General features: G+C 46.5%; 16 protein-coding genes. 5 read left to right on the top strand and 11 right to left on the bottom strand.

The window, feature by feature from the left end; translation table 11 throughout:
* Window positions 1-44: 44 nt before the first annotated feature.
* Entirely contained in the window at window positions 45-365 is a 321-nt protein-coding gene (locus ACMXI2_RS04405; RefSeq protein ID WP_079468754.1) for an RNA recognition motif domain-containing protein, read from the bottom strand.
* A gap of 253 nt (window positions 366-618) precedes the next feature.
* Here ACMXI2_RS04405 and ACMXI2_RS04410 point away from each other — a divergent pair, with 253 nt between their 5' ends.
* A complete protein-coding gene (locus ACMXI2_RS04410) occupies window positions 619-1338 on the top strand; it encodes a hypothetical protein (protein WP_483780493.1) in 720 nt (239 codons plus the stop codon).
* On the opposite strand, the gene ACMXI2_RS04415 is transcribed toward ACMXI2_RS04410, so the two are convergent.
* From ACMXI2_RS04415 to ACMXI2_RS04450, 8 genes are all read right to left on the bottom strand, one after another.
* On the bottom strand, window positions 1339-1956 hold the full coding sequence (locus ACMXI2_RS04415; RefSeq protein ID WP_483780494.1) for a DUF4230 domain-containing protein: 618 nt from the start codon (window positions 1954-1956) through the stop codon (window positions 1339-1341). It lies immediately after the preceding gene.
* Between the two features lie 49 nt (window positions 1957-2005).
* Window positions 2006-2509 (bottom strand): cupin domain-containing protein, encoded by a 504-nt coding sequence (locus ACMXI2_RS04420; RefSeq protein WP_483780495.1) that lies wholly within the window; start codon window positions 2507-2509, stop codon window positions 2006-2008.
* A 161-nt stretch (window positions 2510-2670) separates the two neighbouring features.
* Entirely contained in the window at window positions 2671-3510 is an 840-nt protein-coding gene (locus tag ACMXI2_RS04425; protein WP_483780496.1) for a DUF6597 domain-containing transcriptional factor, read from the bottom strand.
* 510 nt (window positions 3511-4020) lie between these two features.
* Complete coding sequence (locus ACMXI2_RS04430) at window positions 4021-6867, bottom strand: alpha/beta hydrolase family protein (RefSeq protein WP_483780497.1); 2847 nt, start codon at window positions 6865-6867, stop codon at window positions 4021-4023.
* A 59-nt stretch (window positions 6868-6926) separates the two neighbouring features.
* On the bottom strand, window positions 6927-7802 hold the full coding sequence (locus ACMXI2_RS04435; protein WP_483780498.1) for a DMT family transporter: 876 nt from the start codon (window positions 7800-7802) through the stop codon (window positions 6927-6929).
* A gap of 84 nt (window positions 7803-7886) precedes the next feature.
* Entirely contained in the window at window positions 7887-8627 is a 741-nt protein-coding gene (locus ACMXI2_RS04440; protein WP_483780499.1) for a polyprenol monophosphomannose synthase, read from the bottom strand.
* A gap of 72 nt (window positions 8628-8699) precedes the next feature.
* Entirely contained in the window at window positions 8700-9473 is a 774-nt protein-coding gene (locus ACMXI2_RS04445; RefSeq protein WP_483780500.1) for an exonuclease domain-containing protein, read from the bottom strand.
* Window positions 9474-9507: 34 nt separating this feature from the next.
* Entirely contained in the window at window positions 9508-10869 is a 1362-nt protein-coding gene (locus ACMXI2_RS04450) for a UDP-N-acetylmuramate--L-alanine ligase (RefSeq protein ID WP_483780501.1), read from the bottom strand.
* Window positions 10870-11179: 310 nt separating this feature from the next.
* Here ACMXI2_RS04450 and ytxJ point away from each other — a divergent pair, with 310 nt between their 5' ends.
* From ytxJ to aroQ, 3 genes are read left to right on the top strand one after another with little or no spacing between them, the layout of a single operon-like run.
* Window positions 11180-11512, top strand: coding sequence for a bacillithiol system redox-active protein YtxJ (ytxJ, locus tag ACMXI2_RS04455; RefSeq protein ID WP_483780502.1), 333 nt, complete (start codon window positions 11180-11182; stop codon window positions 11510-11512).
* Between the two features lie 42 nt (window positions 11513-11554).
* The gene (locus ACMXI2_RS04460) at window positions 11555-12136 is read left to right on the top strand and encodes a UbiX family flavin prenyltransferase (protein WP_483780503.1); all 582 of its coding nucleotides are present in this window, start codon (window positions 11555-11557) and stop codon (window positions 12134-12136) included.
* Between the two features lie 39 nt (window positions 12137-12175).
* On the top strand, window positions 12176-12601 hold the full coding sequence (gene aroQ, locus ACMXI2_RS04465; protein WP_079468741.1) for a type II 3-dehydroquinate dehydratase: 426 nt from the start codon (window positions 12176-12178) through the stop codon (window positions 12599-12601).
* A gap of 233 nt (window positions 12602-12834) precedes the next feature.
* Here the strand turns inward: aroQ and bioB are convergent, their stop codons facing one another.
* Window positions 12835-13809 carry a biotin synthase BioB gene (gene bioB / locus ACMXI2_RS04470; RefSeq protein WP_483780504.1) on the bottom strand — a complete coding sequence of 325 codons (975 nt, stop codon included), beginning with the start codon at window positions 13807-13809 and terminating at the stop codon, window positions 12835-12837.
* A gap of 157 nt (window positions 13810-13966) precedes the next feature.
* On the opposite strand from bioB, the gene ACMXI2_RS04475 reads away from it, so the two are divergent.
* Complete coding sequence (locus ACMXI2_RS04475; RefSeq protein ID WP_483780505.1) at window positions 13967-14743, top strand: hypothetical protein; 777 nt, start codon at window positions 13967-13969, stop codon at window positions 14741-14743.
* Window positions 14744-15129: 386 nt separating this feature from the next.
* Here ACMXI2_RS04475 and ACMXI2_RS04480 read toward each other — a convergent pair whose 3' ends face one another.
* Window positions 15130-16230, bottom strand: a complete 1101-nt coding sequence (locus tag ACMXI2_RS04480; protein WP_483780506.1) for a M42 family metallopeptidase — start codon at window positions 16228-16230, stop codon at window positions 15130-15132.
* Window positions 16231-16264 lie beyond the last annotated feature (34 nt).

The raw sequence follows: 16264 nt of genomic DNA on the forward strand, positions 1-16264 counted from the left end.
AAGAGCGTCTCTTTTAGTTCCTTAGTGCCGAATAAAGGGGATTATTAATAACGACGGTCGCGGGAACCATATCCTCCGCCGCCACGGTTATTACCACCGCCACCTTTGAAATTATTATTCGGTTGTTTAGGTCTTGCTTCGTTTACCATCAATTGCTTACCTTCGATTTCGCTGCCGTTCAAACTATCCATAGCCTTTGCTCCTTCTTCTTGATTAGGCATTTCCACAAAGCCAAAACCACGTGAGCGGCCTGTTTCGTGGTCTTTGATAACCTTAGCGGAGGTAACCTCTCCAAAATCGCTGAAAATCTGATGGAGATCCTCATCGTTCAACCTATAGTGCAGGTTGGCTACGTAAATGTTCATGATAACTGAAATTAAAAAAATGAAAAATAATATACTGAAGTTATGAAAATTACGCTAATAAAAAAGTTAGCGTTAAAATATTTTTGTAATTACCTTGTTTTTTACTACCATTTGACATAGTCAGATCCTTTGCAGTACCCCATTTGACTGGCATAGAAATATTATTTAAAATAGTGCTCTGATGCTTATAAACGCTCCTTTTTGCGGTTTTTTTTTCGTAAATTCAGTACATGATCCATTAAATTAAATTCATATGGGAGCGTTAAGTGAAACATGGTTTGCCGATGGTTATATAGACTTTGAGCTGAAAAAGTACACGCTGTTGGCTTATTTACAGGACATTAATCAACACTTCACCCAGAGCAGGCTGTACCCGCAGTTGTCAGACATCATCTTTCATTACAACAACCTGGTTGCTTTCCGGGACAACAAACAGTTTTTACAGCAGCAATTTCCAAAAAGGCTCACGGCAGTGAATATCCAGAAGCTGGAATTATTGTACGAGCAACTGATTGCCGACGATGAACTGATGGAGGAACTGGAATCCATCATCCATTACTCCCTGCCACAGCTAAACAGTACTATTAAGGAGGGAACGGAGATCTACGAGTACGTTGCAGAACACCTCAGTATTTTCCCCGTAGGGCTGGTGCCGCTGGAAACAGCCGAAGGCTACCTGCTGCTGTGCGACGGGCGTGGCAGGCAAACCCTGGTATATACCTACCGGCTCACCATTTTTGAAAGACATGATGAGAAATACCGGGGTATTCATACCCAATATCTCCAGGCTTATAAAAAAGACCTGGTACATACCATCAGCCATATCAAAAGCATGCTGATTCGGGAACGGAACAGTTTACCCAATCCCGCGGTGTATTGTGTGGAAACGCCATTGGTCGTGCCGGTAGATGAAACGCTGCTGCCCATTGCCAAAAGAAGCCTGGTAAAGTACATTGCGCAGGAAGCGGCGTAGCTAATTTAAAGCCGGCGCGCTGGTTTCCCCGTCGTAGTGGATTTCCAGGGTATGATCCTTCAGAAATGGGGCATAGTACTGCTCCATTACTTTCCTTATTTTCTCTTTGGATTGCTGGATGTAAGTAGGATTGTTTTCCAGCTGGGCACGGGAGGTTCGGTAAAGTTCCTTCTGTACGGCGGTATAAGTTTCGTCATCCTGCGACAGCAGCCAGCCTTTACGGTTGGAGGTTTCCATCCGGTCCATTTTTAACTCATAGCTGAGTAAACGGGGCGCCGGTAAACTGATAATGATCTTCTTATCAGTCATTTGCACTTTAAACAACTTATCGTCGATATTTACCCCGTATTTGGCCTGGTATGGAATAGTGACCCACACCGTATTTTCCAGGAAGGCTTTCTTCAGGTTATCTGTCCATTCGCCGTTGTTTTCAATATTACTCCTTTTGATGCTGGCGCTTCCCTGCACATCCAGGCTGGCCAGTTCTGCAATTTCCTTTACAATAGTGCTGTTGGAAATTACCTGCTGACTCACATTGGTACTGCCGAAACGCTTGCCCAGCCAAAAGATCAGGAGCGCGAATAATATAAATACAACGGGGTAGAGGACTTTTTTCATACCTAAATTTAGTAAAAAGTAAGGAGCCTTCAGCGGATAGCCGTTACCGTTACCTGGTAAGACTATCGATCAGCGCTGCATGTTCCGGATAAGCCGCCTGCAGTGGCGCTTTTTCAGCCAGCTCAAAATCTGCAAAATCAAACCCCGGCGCTACGGTGCAACCGGCAAGGGCGTATCCGCCGGGTGCTTCCAGGCGGGAAGCAAACCAGTTGCCTGCCGTGATGATCACCTGCAGGCTTTCGTTGTTTTGGATATCGCGGCCAAGCTTGTGTACCAGTAACTCTCCGCCGGGAGCTATCTCGTAGATAGTCAATGTACTGCCATCATAAAAATGCCAGATTTCATCGGCTGCGATACGATGGAATGCAGAAAATTCTCCTTCTTCCAGTAAAAAATAAATGCAGGTAGAAGCATTGCGGTTACCACTCATGCCGGCAGGCAGGGTTTTCATATCGAGCACCCACTCGGACCGGTAAGTTTCGCGGAAAGCGCCGCCTTCAACATGGGATTGCAGTTTCAGTTGTTCACGCCAATGGGCTGCGGAATATTGCATAGTAATGCCTGTTAGGAAAAGTAAGTTAAACAAAAAGTATGGTTATTATACTTTTTCGTGTATAGGTAGAGGTTATACTACATATAGATTTTCCGGGAGCAGGCAGGGCCTGTTCCCGGAATGTTGTTTTTTTTCATATTTGTGCAAAAAGTATCTTTTTCTTAGCTGGCTACTGCTACCTGGTGCAGGTTATCCACCTGCATGTGTGCAATAGTTCCCGTGGAAGGAGTAAAGTAAGAAGGCGTTTCATGATTAAACAGCAGGTAGTCTTTTATAAACATGGCCTGGTTATACCACGGTGTTGCTGTCACCGGTGTTTGCCACTCTGGTAAGTTTAGCTGGCGGAGCGCGCTCAGGGCTGTTTTATAGCGGATCATCCGGGCATATAACTGCGGCGGAATACCTACTATTTTGCTGAAGAGTCTTTCGAGCGTAGGGCGGGAAAGTCCGTAGCGGGCAGTGAGTTCGGCTATGCTTACATTTCCCTGCATAATCACCAGGTAATCTGCAATGTCATCTACTTCACGGAGATTACCCGGTTGCTGTGAAAGCGCCTGTAAACAAGCATCATCCAGCAATGCTTCTACACGTTGCGGCTCCTTTTCCTGTTGCAGGGCTGTTATCAGCTCCTGCCACATAGGCTGTCCGGCGGCCAGCAGGTTGCGGTAGTAGTTGGTGAAATTAGCGGCATCCATGCCTAAAAGACGGTAGCATCCGTAGGCGTTCAGCTGCACTACTGCTGCTTTTACCGGTCCCTGTACCTGTAACTGGCAGGCGCAGGTCATATGACCGAGTACCGAGCCCGCAGGCAAGGTGAATGCCTTGTGGTTCACCGGCTTCACTTCTGCTTTCCCTTCAAGGATGAATACCATGTACTGATCGCCCAGGGCAAACAGGTTTTGTGGTAATTGAATAATACCACGGGTATCATCTTCCCAGTAATAATATTGTTTTACAAATGGACGTAATGCATCCGCGGGATGATGGATATGGAAGTTCATAGGTACAATAATGTGGTGTTAAGGATATCGCTATCGCTGCAAATCACACCATACGCTAAAAGTGGCGATGTTATTGTAAATATATGTTAAATAATTTATATTAAGAAAAATATATTTGGAGAAGGGTAGAATCACCTGGGGAAGAAGATGTTGTGCTACTTAAGTTTTTTTAAAAGTTCTTTTGCAGGAACTTTTATTGGATTACCATTTTTATCCCTACGACTAATTTTTTGTTTTTAGCCGCACTAGACTCAACAAGCTTACGCATGGCCTTTTTTATACCTTGCATCACTTTGTCGGAAAATTCTATTAGTTCTTTTTCTTGTGAAACTGGCAGTTGTGTTCCCCGCGCCGTTGCAACCAGCTATGATATATAATTCCGGCATTTCTCGAAAATGCGTCAACCTTCATGATCAGCTGTTAATAGAATTATTTGCAATCAAGTATTAACAAAAAACGCTGCAGGTTCCTTAACAGGCGCCTGCAGCGTTTTCTTTTATTGCGGTTCATTTACTGTTGCGGATCCCAGCCCCAGTTGATCCCTTTTTCTGTGGCAGGCACGCCGCTTTCCAGCCACTGTGGAGCCGGTGCGCCTTTCAGGAAGTGATCAAAAAACTGTTGCTCCCTGCGCTGAATATCTTTACGGTTCTGGCGTTGTACCAGGTTATGCGCTTCGTTGTTATAATTCAGCAACCATACCGGCTTGCCTAAACGACGTAAACCGGTAAACATTTCGATGCCCTGGTACCAGGGAACGGCGCCATCGGCATCGTTGGCCATGATAGCTACCGGCGTGTTTACACGCGGCAGGTTGAACAACGGTGAGTTTTCAATATACAGTTCAGGCTTTTCCCATAAGGTAGCGCCGATACGGCTTTGTGAATGCTCATACTGGAACTGCCTGTTCATGCCGCTTTCCCAGCGGATACCACCATAGGCGCTGGTCATGTTGGCCACCGGAGCACCAGCCCATGCTGCTTTAAAGAGATTGGTTTGCGTGATCAGATAAGCCACCTGGTACCCACCCCAGCTCTGACCCTGGATCCCCATATTTTTTCCGTCTACCCACGGTTTTTTAGCCAGATCTTCTGCAGCACTCACAATATAATCGTAAGCACTTTTACCAGGATAACCATTTTCATAGCTGATATCCGGAGCTACTACCAGGTAACCACGGCTCACAAAAAATGAAATGTTGAGTCGTGATGGCGTTGGCGCCGGCGCCTGGTAATTGTACAATCCATCTGTTAATTTCTCGTAGAAATAAAAGATGACCGGGTAGTGTTTCGTGCTGTCAAAATTTTCAGGTTTATAAAGAATGCCCTCTGCAGGTTTACCGCTGAAGGTAGTCCATTTATACAGTGATGCGGCGCCCCAGTTGTAATCCTGTTGCTGGGGATTGGTACGACTGATCTGTACAGCTTTTGCGATATCATCTCCTGTAAAAACATCCGGTGAAAGCTCATACCGGCTACGGGTATACGAAAACACGTTCGCGTTTTTTGCTTTCAGCAGATCAGTGTAGGAATAAGGTCCCAGTACCACGGGTTGCAGGCGGGCAGCCTTACCGCTTTTGCGCGGCAGTTCCAGTGAATAGCAGCCATTGTATTTGGTACTGTCCTGGAAAGCCGATAACATCAGGCGATCACCGGGCAGGAAAAATTTCTTATCGGGATCGAGGCGCAGGTAACGGAAACGTATTTTGTTGGTACGGCCCATGCCTTTGGTGATGTTTACCGGCGCTGTTTTACCGGAAGGATCTACCTGCCAGATGTCGTAGCGATCGTAGATGTACACGTAAACATCATCCGTCATCCAGCCGGCAATACCATAGGCATCCGGTACATCAGGATGATCGTCTTCCTCATCATATACTTTGGTGGGAATGTTTCTGCTTACATTTACCGCGGCGCCGGTAGCGTTATTATAACTGAACCACTCCCGGTTTGCCAGGTCGTACCAGATGATATATTTTCCGTTAGGGGAGATGAAAAAGCTACCATCCAGTTTTTCTTTGATCTTTTTTCTCGTACCATCATGTATGTTTACGAGGTAAGCTGTTTTCAGTGTGCGGCCCACCCATTGCATGGGAATGCGCGCTCCTTTATCCGTATAGCCGAGCGCGTTAGGGCTGTTGCCTTCCGCCGTGGTGATCACGGTTTCCAGGTCTTTATCGCTTAACTGGATCACCCGTTTGCTGCCCGGATAGTATACGGCGGCATAACTTCTTTTCAGTTCTTTATCTGCATTTTTTAACTGCATGGGCTGCAGGTAATCATCTTTATAATTCCAGATATCCACTTTAGCTACTTCGAAATCCACGATGGTGGTATCTTTCACCGGCAGTATGGGAGCGGTGCCAAAAAACAGGCGCTGACCATCTTTGCTGAAATAAATCAGGCTGTTGGGGCTGATGCTCCAGTTGGCCGGAATGCCGCTGCTGTTTCTATCAGCTACTTCGTAGGCGCTGTCTTGTCCGGGTTTGAAATAATAGAGTTTATAAAATTGCTGTAATGCTCTGGCCGAATCGCGGGTACCGAAATATGCCGCCTGCTCTCCTTTTTCATCGAAGGAAAATTGTTTATAATCGCTGTTGCCGTTGCTCAGTGCAGTGGCCTTCCTGTTGGCGGTATGCCACAGGAGTACACCGTTGCGCGACAGTGAATCTTTTTTATCTGCTTTTGTTTCTATGAGCAGCTGGTTACCGGGTTTGCTGAAAGCAAATTCGGTAACATTCTTAACGGTATCCTGTGTACCGCTCAGCAGCTGACGGATCACCAGCGTGCCGCTTTCAGTACCGGCAGCAGGCATCTTGTCGTTATCCGCACGATCGTCGTCATCCATCAATGCAGGCGCTTTGATTCCTTTGGCTTTGGCGGTATCCGCCGCTGGTTTTTCCAACAGATAGGCAAGCAAACCACTGCCTTTTTCCGGGGTTTTAAAAGATTTTACCCCGGGGAATTTCAGGATACCGGGTTGTCCTAATGTAATGATGGCCAAAGAATCTTTGGGCATTTCCGCTGCTTTCTTCTTTTTGATCTTTGCCTCGCGGGTATCTTTAAAAAACGGTTTGATGCTGCAGATCACGTAGCGGGAATCTTCCGTGATAACCGGGCTGCTGCCGCGGGCAATGGTAGTTGACTGACCGGTTTTACGGTCATAAATCACCAGGTTGGCATCGCCTTCCTGCGGTACCACTGAATACACTACCCACTGCCCGTTATTACTGATCAGTTTAGTGCCGATGCTTTGCCAACTGTCGTAAACACTGTGGTCCAGCGGCTTTTTTGCAGGTTGCTGTGCATAGGTAAGAAGGGAGGAGCCCAGGAGGGACACCCCTAATAAAACTTTTCTCATAAGCGCAAAGTAATAATTACGGCGCTCAAGTTACAAATAAATGAGGATGAGCGGGGCTATTACGATGCGGTTTTGCCCTTCACCACACGCAGCATTTGTAGTCCTACGGAAAGTATGATACAACCCAGGCCGGCATAGAAAGCGTTATTCAGGAATTGGTTTTCATGAAATAACACAAAGGCCATCACGATGCTGTAAACCGGTTCCAGGTTAAAACACAGGTTCACGGTAAAAGCGGATATTTTCTTTAATGCACTCATATTCAGCAGGTACATCAGCACGGTGCAGAACCAGGCCAGTATAAACAGGTAGAGTAAATCCATAGATGAGGGCAGCAGGGAAGGAGCCGGGAAGAAGTAAAGGTATAAAGGCATGGCGAGGCTGAGCACAACGAAACCTGTTGACAGCTCATAAAAAGTAATGGTTTGAGTATCGAAGCGTTTGATCAGTCTTTTATTGAATACGGTAAACAACGCGGCAAACATGGCAGAAATAATCCCGAGGATAATACCAGTGCGGTATTGCGTATCAAAGTGAAAGATCAGCAGGATGCCCAGCAGGGTGAGCATGCTTAGCAGCATTTCGGCCATATCGAAGCGGCGCCTGTTAATGAGGGGGTCAAATATGGCGGTGAACAGGCTGGTGAGTGAAAAGCAGATGACACCGATAGATACGTTGGAATATTTAATACTGCCGTAAAAGAAAAGCCAGTGCAGGGCTATTACCACGCCGGTGCTGCCAATGGGCAGGATATCTTTCCAGGGGAGCTTTTTAAAAGTGCCCTGGAAGCGGAATAAAACATACAGAGTAATGGAGGTGATCAGTAACCGGTACCATACCAGTAATCCTTCGTTGAGGGAAATCAGTTTACCCAATATCCCGGTAAATCCAGCCAGAAATACGGAGAGGTGTAGCTGGAGAAATGCTTTCTTCATGGTCCGTTAAAATGTATTTAGGGACCAGGTCATTTTTTGAATGAACAGGTCCCTAAATGCTATGCAATTGATGTGATTTATTAATTAATTCTGGACTCTTCTTTTATAATTGCGGAAGAGGCTTTGCCATTGTATTTTGAGTACGCCGAGGATACCTTCTTTTACGATGCCTTTGCTCATTTTGGAGTATCCTTCTTTCCGGTCTTTAAAGGTAATAGGTACTTCTTTTATTTTAAAGCCGAGCTTCCATGCCGTAAATTTCATTTCAATCTGGAAGGCGTAGCCTACAAACTGTATCTGATCCAGGTTAATGGATTCCAGTACGGTATTGCGGTAACATACAAATCCTGCGGTGGGGTCTTTTACGGGCATCCAGGTGATCATGCCTACATAAATGGAGGCGCCATAAGATAATACGGCGCGGTCCCACGGCCAGTTTTCAGTTTTGCCGCCTTTTACATAGCGGGAACCTACGGATACATCTGCTCCTTCTTTGGCGCAGGCGTTGTACAGGCGGGGGAGATCTTTAGGATTGTGTGAAAAATCCGCGTCCATTTCTATGATGTACTGATAGCCCCGGGCCAGCGCCCATTTGAAACCGTGGATATAAGCTGTACCCAAACCTTGTTTGCCGGATCTTTCTTCCAGGAATAATTCGTTGGGATGCTGCTGTTGTAATGATTTCACAATAGCGCCGGTGCCGTCGGGCGATCCGTCATCCACAATGAGGACATGAAAATTCTGCTGTAAGGAAAATACAGCGTCAATGATGTTACGGATATTATCCTTTTCATTGTACGTAGGAATGATGACAAGCTTTTCCAATTCAGCAGATGATATTTTTGGACTGCGAAAATAATTCAATTCCGGCGCAAGATATGACGTTCCCGGATAACATTATATTTTTTTTAACATCATATTATGGAAGATTTCAGTCAGTTTCTGTTTGGTATTGAGCGGAAAATCCGCTTTCATCATCCAGTCGTAGTACTGAGGTTCAGCCTTTAGCACGTCTCTTACAGGGCGGCCTTTATACTTACCAAAGTTAAATACTTCCTGTCCGCCCTGCATCACGAGGCGGCGTGCAAAGTCGATATAATCTTCCTCTTTTGTAAAATCGGCCAGTGAGTCGATATCCTGCTGCAACTGTTCATAGCGGCCCAGCTGGGCTTCCAGGATTTCGTAGGTGGCCAGTGCGTCTGCTTCGGCGCTGTGTGCGTTTTCCAGCAACTTATCGCAGTAGAACTTGTAGGCGGCGCCCAGGGTGCGCTTTTCCATCAGGTGGAAGATCCGCTGTACGTCTACGAATTTGCGTTTGGATACGTCGAATTCGATGTCTGCCCGCAGGAATTCCTCTACCAGGAGGGGAATATCGAAGCGATTGGAGTTATAGCCGGCCAGGTCGCAGTTGTCCATGAACTGTTTGAGTTCATGAGCGGCCTGTTTAAAGGCAGGCGCGTCTTTTACATCCTCGTCTTTAATACCATGAATTGCTGTAGATCCTGCTGGGATCGGCATTCCGGGGTTAATACGTTTCACTTTGGACTGGGTGGTTTTGTCCGGAAACACTTTGATGATAGCAATTTCAATGATACGATCGGAAGCCACGTTGGTACCGGTGGTTTCCAGATCGATTACGGCCAGCGGCCTTTTGAGGAGCAAAGAAGGCATTATGAATAATTTATAATTTAGTTTAATGTATTTACTAATCTGACGGCAATAATGCTTTCAGGTTGCTAAAATCGAGGCCATCGTATGTTCCGGAGCTCATCAGCAGCAGGTTGGTGTCCTGGTATTGTTGTGCGGCCAGGAATGCTTCCAGTTTTTCCCTGTTGTGGAAAACGTGGAGGTCATTACGGCCAAACCGCTGTGCAATCAGTTCCGGCGCCAGGTCTGGCATTCTTTTTATTTCCAGTGCATGTTTGCTGTAAAATACAACGGCGGTATCTGCTGTATCGAGGGCGCCGTGGTATTGTTCCAGGAAATCTGCATTTAAACTGCTATAGGTGTGTAATTCCAGCACGGCTATCAGTTTCCTGTCTGGAAACTGGTGTTTGGCGGCTTCCATAGTGGCTTTCACTTTAGAAGGAGCATGTGCAAAATCACGGTAAATAACGCAATGATCATTTTTTGCTACCAGTTCCAGTCTTTTTGCAGCGCCCTTAAAGGTAGCAATTGCTGCCAGGAATTCCGCATCGGACAGGCCCAGTTCATTACAAACCAGTTTGGCGGCGTGGAGGTTCAGCAGGTTATGATCGCCAAAAACCTCCAGGCTGGCTTGTTGGTCCGCGAAAATAACACGGGTTACGCCGTTGGTAATGGTATGTTCGGGAAGGCCGTAAGGTATCAGTTTAAGGTGGCTGCCAGTAGCGGTCACCAGGCTAACGAGTTCAGTATCCGTATTGTTGTAGATCAGTACCTGGCCGGCTTCCATCTGCCTGATAAAAATAGCAAACTGCTCTTTATATATTTCGTAGGTAGGAAATACGTTGATGTGATCCCATGCAATGCCTGTTAATACCGCAATCTGGGGGTGCAGGAAGTGGAATTTGGGCCGTTTTTCAATGGCTGAGGCGGGGTATTCGTCGGCTTCGCACACAATTACGGGGGCGTCTGTAATATTTACGGACTGGGCAAAACCTTCCAGCCGGGCGCCTACGAGGTAGTCGAACGACTGGTGATTAAGTTGTAAAGCGTGCATGACCATCGCGGTGGTGGTGGTTTTACCATGACTTCCCCCGATGGCTACCCGTGTTTTATTTTTACTTTCCTGGTAGATATATTCCGGGAAAGAATAAATTTTCAGCTGCAGTTCCCGGGCTTTTATCAGTTCGGGATTGTCGTCCCGGGCATGCATGCCGAGGATAACTGCGTCCAGATCCGGCGTTATCCGGGCAGAATTCCAACCCATGCTGGCTGGTAAAATGCCCGCCTGTTGCAGGTTTGACAATGCCGGTTCGAAAATCTCATCGTCACTGCCGGTTACCTGGTAACCTTTATTTTTGAGCGCAATGGCCAACTGATGCATTACGCTGCCGCCTATGGCAATAAAATGTACTTTTGTCATAACGCTGGATATTTTCGGCTTGCCGAAAATTACATTGTTGTTTTTTTTAATGTATTTTCTATATTTGCAAAATAACGTTACAAAAGACGATTAAAAAAGTGGTCGTATCATATTTCCTGTGAAATTTCGTTTTAGTCATAAATTATTTAAAACTGCCAGTATGCAATCTTATGTAAGAATTTTGGGCTACACCGCTATGGTTTGTATCTTTGCCGCTTTCTTGACGTCTTGCGCAAGCCATCAGAAATTAGGCTGTCCCATGAAGGGCATGGCCAAGTCGCCTGCGATAGAACATAACAAAGCATGTTAAATGAATTGGAAAACGTTAACCAGCGAGGAACAACTATCTGAAATCAATGCAGCATCAGCGCATCAGCCGGTAGTTATTTACAAACATAGTACGCGATGCTCTATCAGCTCAATGGCCAAGGCCAGGTTGGAGCGGTCGGCTGAACCGGAAGGGTTAACGTTTTATTACCTGGACCTGATCACCTACCGGCCGGTATCCAATAAAATAGCGGAAGTGTATGATGTTCCGCATGAGTCTCCCCAGGTACTGGTTATCCGTAACGGCGAATGTGTTTACAATGAAAGTCATGGCGGCATCGCAATGGACGAAATAGTTGCACAGGCTGGCGTATAACCACCCAAATAGGCTAGCTTTGTAAATTCAACAGCATAGCCAATGAAACATCGTATAGTAGTAGCAGTTACCGGGGCAAGTGGTTCTATCTATGCCCGTCAGTTGTTACAAAAGCTGCAGGCAGCACATGAACAGCTGGACCAGGTTGCCGTGGTGATGACAGAAAACGCTAAAACGGTATGGGAAACAGAGCTAAGGGACGAAGAATATAAACACCTGCCTTTCCGTTTTTATACCCAACAGGATTTCCACGCTCCCTTTGCTTCCGGGTCCGGACGCTTTAACACCATGATCATCTGCCCCTGCTCAATGGGCACACTGGGACGCATTGCCACCGGCATTTCCAACGACCTGATTACACGCGCGGCAGACGTAGTGCTGAAAGAAAGAAGAAAGCTGATCTGCGTAGTGCGGGAAACTCCCTATAATCTTATTCACATCAAAAATATGGAAGCAGTTACCCTGGCCGGTGGTATTATCTGCCCTGCCACTCCTTCCTTTTACAGCGTTCCCGCCAACCTTGAAGAAATGGCCGCCACGGTAGTGGACCGTATCATAGATCTCGCCGGCCTGGAACAGCAAACTTACCGCTGGGGAAGTGGTAGTAATAATAAACAGGATTAATTATCTTAGTCCCTCATTCTTCATTCTATAACCATTATCATGCAAATAGCTATCATCAACGGACCTAACCTGAACCTGCTCGGCAAGCGTGAAACGGGCATCTATGGCAGCGAATCTTTCGAACAGTATTTCAAACACCTGCAAAAACAATTTCCGGCAGTAACTTTTAGCTATCACCAGAGTAATATAGAAGGGGAAATTGTGAACTATCTGCATGAAGTAGGATTTTCATATGATGGCGTGCTGCTTAACGCCGGCGCCTATACGCATACCTCCATTGCCATCCGCGACGCCATTGCCGGCATCAAAACACCCGTGATGGAAATTCATATCAGCAATGTGTATGCAAGGGAAGAATTCAGACACACCTCACTGATAGCGCCTAAATGTATCGGCTGTATCTGCGGACTCGGGCTGAAGGGATACCAGCTGGGCGTGGAGTATTTCGGGATGAATGATTTGTAAGGGCGCCTTCGGCGCTGGAAATTGTCTTTTTGCCGGATTAGGATGATTAACCGTGATTACCTTGATTTTATTATGTTTTGATTTAAAAGATTTTGGGAGATACAAGCGGATATTTTCGCTTATATCTCCCAAAATCATTTTATCTAAAATCCCGGAAAATCAAATCAAGGTAATCACGGTTAATCATCCTAATCCGGCAAAAAGACAATTTCCAGCGCCGAAGGCGCCCTCCGCTAACAACAGCCGGCTTCCTGTGCTTTGAAAGCCTCTCTGGGCTTCAGTCCCAGCAGCTCAAACATCATGTGGTCTTCTTCAAAGGAAGGATTGCCTGTTGTTAATAATTTTTCTCCTGTAAAAATAGAGTTAGCGCCTGCCATAAAGCATAATGCCTGGTCGGACATACTCATTTCCGCACGGCCGGCACTCAAACGTACCATTGCCTTTGGCATCAGGATGCGCGTGGTGGCAATCATGCGCACCATATCCCAGAATTCAACCTTTGGCAAATGCTCCAGGGGCGTACCTTTTACACGCGTGAGCGCATTGATGGGAACGGAATCCGGATGAGACGGTAAGCTGCTGAGTGTCCACAGCATGGCGATACGGTCTTCATGCGATTCGCCCAAACCTATAATACCACCGCAGCATACGCTTACACCTGCTTTCCTGACATTGTCCAGCGTTTGTAAACGATCGTCGTAAGTACGGGTAGTGATAATTTCTTCGTAGTGATCGCGGGAAGTATCGAGGTTATGATTGTAGGCAAACAGGCCGGCATCGGCTAATTTCTTTGCCTGGTCTTCATTCAGCATGCCTAATGTGCAGCATACTTCCATGCCAAGTTCATTTACACCTTTTACCATATCCAGCACACGGTCGAAATCGCGGTTGTCGCGCACTTCACGCCATGCGGCGCCCATGCAGAAACGGGTAGATCCCGCCTCTTTTGCTTTTTGGGCATAACTCATCACGTCCTCTTTTTTCAGGAGGCCATGCACATTGATGTCAGTATTATATCTGGCAGCCTGTGGGCAGTAAGCGCAATCTTCAGGACATCCGCCTGTTTTAATGGATAAGAGGGTGCAAACCTGCACCTCCGCCGTATCCTGGTATTCACGGTGAATAGAGGCAGCACGGTAAACCAGTTCCAGTAAGGGCGTGTTGTAAATAGCTTTAATTTCTTCTAACGTCCAGTCATGACGGATCATAGATCTGATTTTGTTTGAATAGCAAACGTAGCAAATTATTACGAAATACAAATTACCAATTAGTAGGAGTGAAAATGAGGGAAATTTGATTATTCTGTTGAAATACACTTAATTGCGGGACTCAATTTAAATAACCAACATCCAGAAAACCACTTCTATGAAACATTTCCCCAACGGCAGTAAGCTGTCCGTGCTCGTTCTGTTTGCCGCGATGGCATTTTCCAGTTGCAGTAAAAATGATGATGACCCAATCCTGCCTCCTCCGCCGGTGTACACCCTGGATCAACTCTACAATCAGGCTGTAGACGACGCCATGATTGCAGACAGCACCGAAATTACCGATGCACTGTGGCCCATCACTCCAGACAACCCGGACCTCCAATGGAAAACCATCAATGGCCAGCAGTATGTGTTGCTGGCTACCTTTATGCGTTTCCCCGGAAGTTACCCGGCAGGGGATTCCATTAACACGGTATGGGGCGAATCCTGGCTGTTCATCCCCAAACAGATGAAAAACCGGATCGGACCTTCCTTTACAGCCACGTCAGATACCATTCAGCGTATCTGCCAGTTACTGGGACTGCCACCCGTTAATTCAAAAACAAATACCCATATCGCTACCATGTGGGTAAGCGCTTCGAGGTTGTACCGGCCCGCCGGCAACCCTGCCATTACCACCAAAACCACCGGTGCGGTACCTATCAGCGGCGTATCGCCGGAATTTTCCACCTGGTTTAACAACTACATTATTTTTGCTTATTACCGCCCGCTGACATCAGCTACAGATATGCATTATCCGTGGACGCGGCTGGGGTATACCTACGACTGGGCGCAGGGCGCCAGCAGGGTAGGATTGAGCGAGTATGTGATGCAGGCCGGTTCGGGCGCATGGGTGGAGAAAGTGAACAGGGCAGCAGACTTCTTTAAAAACTAAGTTCACACAAACATAAAATTAATTTCAGCGGCCTGAGCCCGGTATTTTACCGGACTCAGGCCGCTTTGCTTTGGGGGTAAAAACCAATGTTGGGAGTAGCGCATCGCTACGTTGAGGCAGGCCCTACCCTGAGAGGTTCCCGCGTATATTCATATTATTCCGGTAGAAAAGACAATGATAAGGCATAGATAACCTGTATCTCTATAGATATGGCTTATATATGACTTAACTATGGGTTATATATGGCTTATCTATGGGTTATCCTATTTTGGCGGGCGCCAATAACCGGGCTGTGGCTTAGCTTATACTGTTCCTTTTATCCATAAAAATGCCCCCAAAAAGCACCTGGCTTTTTGGGGGCATTACAGAAACCTTCTCTTTATATTTTACAGGTACTGAAAATTCGTTTTGGGCGTAATATTCAGTAATGTCTGGTAAATCAGCTGAATCGTATTTTCAATATCATCTTTCTTCACCATTTCCACAGTAGTGTGCATATAGCGCAATGGTAAGCTGATCAGGGCAGATGGCGTACCGTCGTTGCTGTAGGCAAAAGCATCGGTATCAGTACCGGTGCTGCGGCTTACAGCATGCAGCTGGTGAGGAATGTCGTTCTTTTTGGCAGTTTTGATGATGAGATCACGGAGGATGTTATGTACCGCCGGACCGTAAGTGATGCTGGGACCACCGCCGCATTTTATTTCTCCCTCAATATTTTTGTTGATCATCGGGGTGGTAGTATCGTGGGTTACATCGGTGATGATGGCTACATTCGGCTTAATGCGTTTGGCGATCATTTCGGCGCCGCGTAAGCCCACTTCTTCCTGTACCGCATTTACGATATAAAGACCAAAAGGTAACTGCTGTTTCTTTTCTTTCAGCAAGCGGGCTACTTCTGCAATCATAAAACCACCGATACGGTTGTCGATAGCGCGGCAGATGTAGTAGTCGTAGTTCAGTTCCTCGAAACCATCTTCAAACGTACATACACAACCTACGTGTATCCCCAGTTCCTCAACTTCTTTACGGGAGCGTGCGCCGCAATCGAGGAAAATGTTTTCCACCTTTGGCTGTGGTTCTTTACCATCGCCGCTGCGGATACGGGTATGGATAGCCGGCCAGCCGAAAACAGCTTTCACGGTACCTTTCTCGGTATGGATATTTACGCGCTTGGAAGGAGCAATCTGCTGATCAGAGCCGCCATTGCGGATTACATAGATCAAACCTTCCGGGGAGATGTAGTTTACAAACCAGGAGATTTCATCTGCATGGGCTTCTATCACCACTTTAAACTCCGCTTTAGGATTGATAACACCCACTGCAGATCCGTAGGGATCTACAAAATATTCATCGATGTAAGGCGTCAGGTATTTCAGCCAGAGCTTTTGTCCTTCTTTCTCAAAACCGGTAGGAGACGGGTTATTCAGGTAGGTTTCCAGGAATGTCAGGGATTCCTTGTTGAATATTGATTTCTGTTTTTTAGACATAATATTTGCAGATTGTGACGCGACAAATGTAAGG

The sequence above is a fragment of the Chitinophaga sp. G7 BAM 1005 genome, from assembly GCF_057126945.1.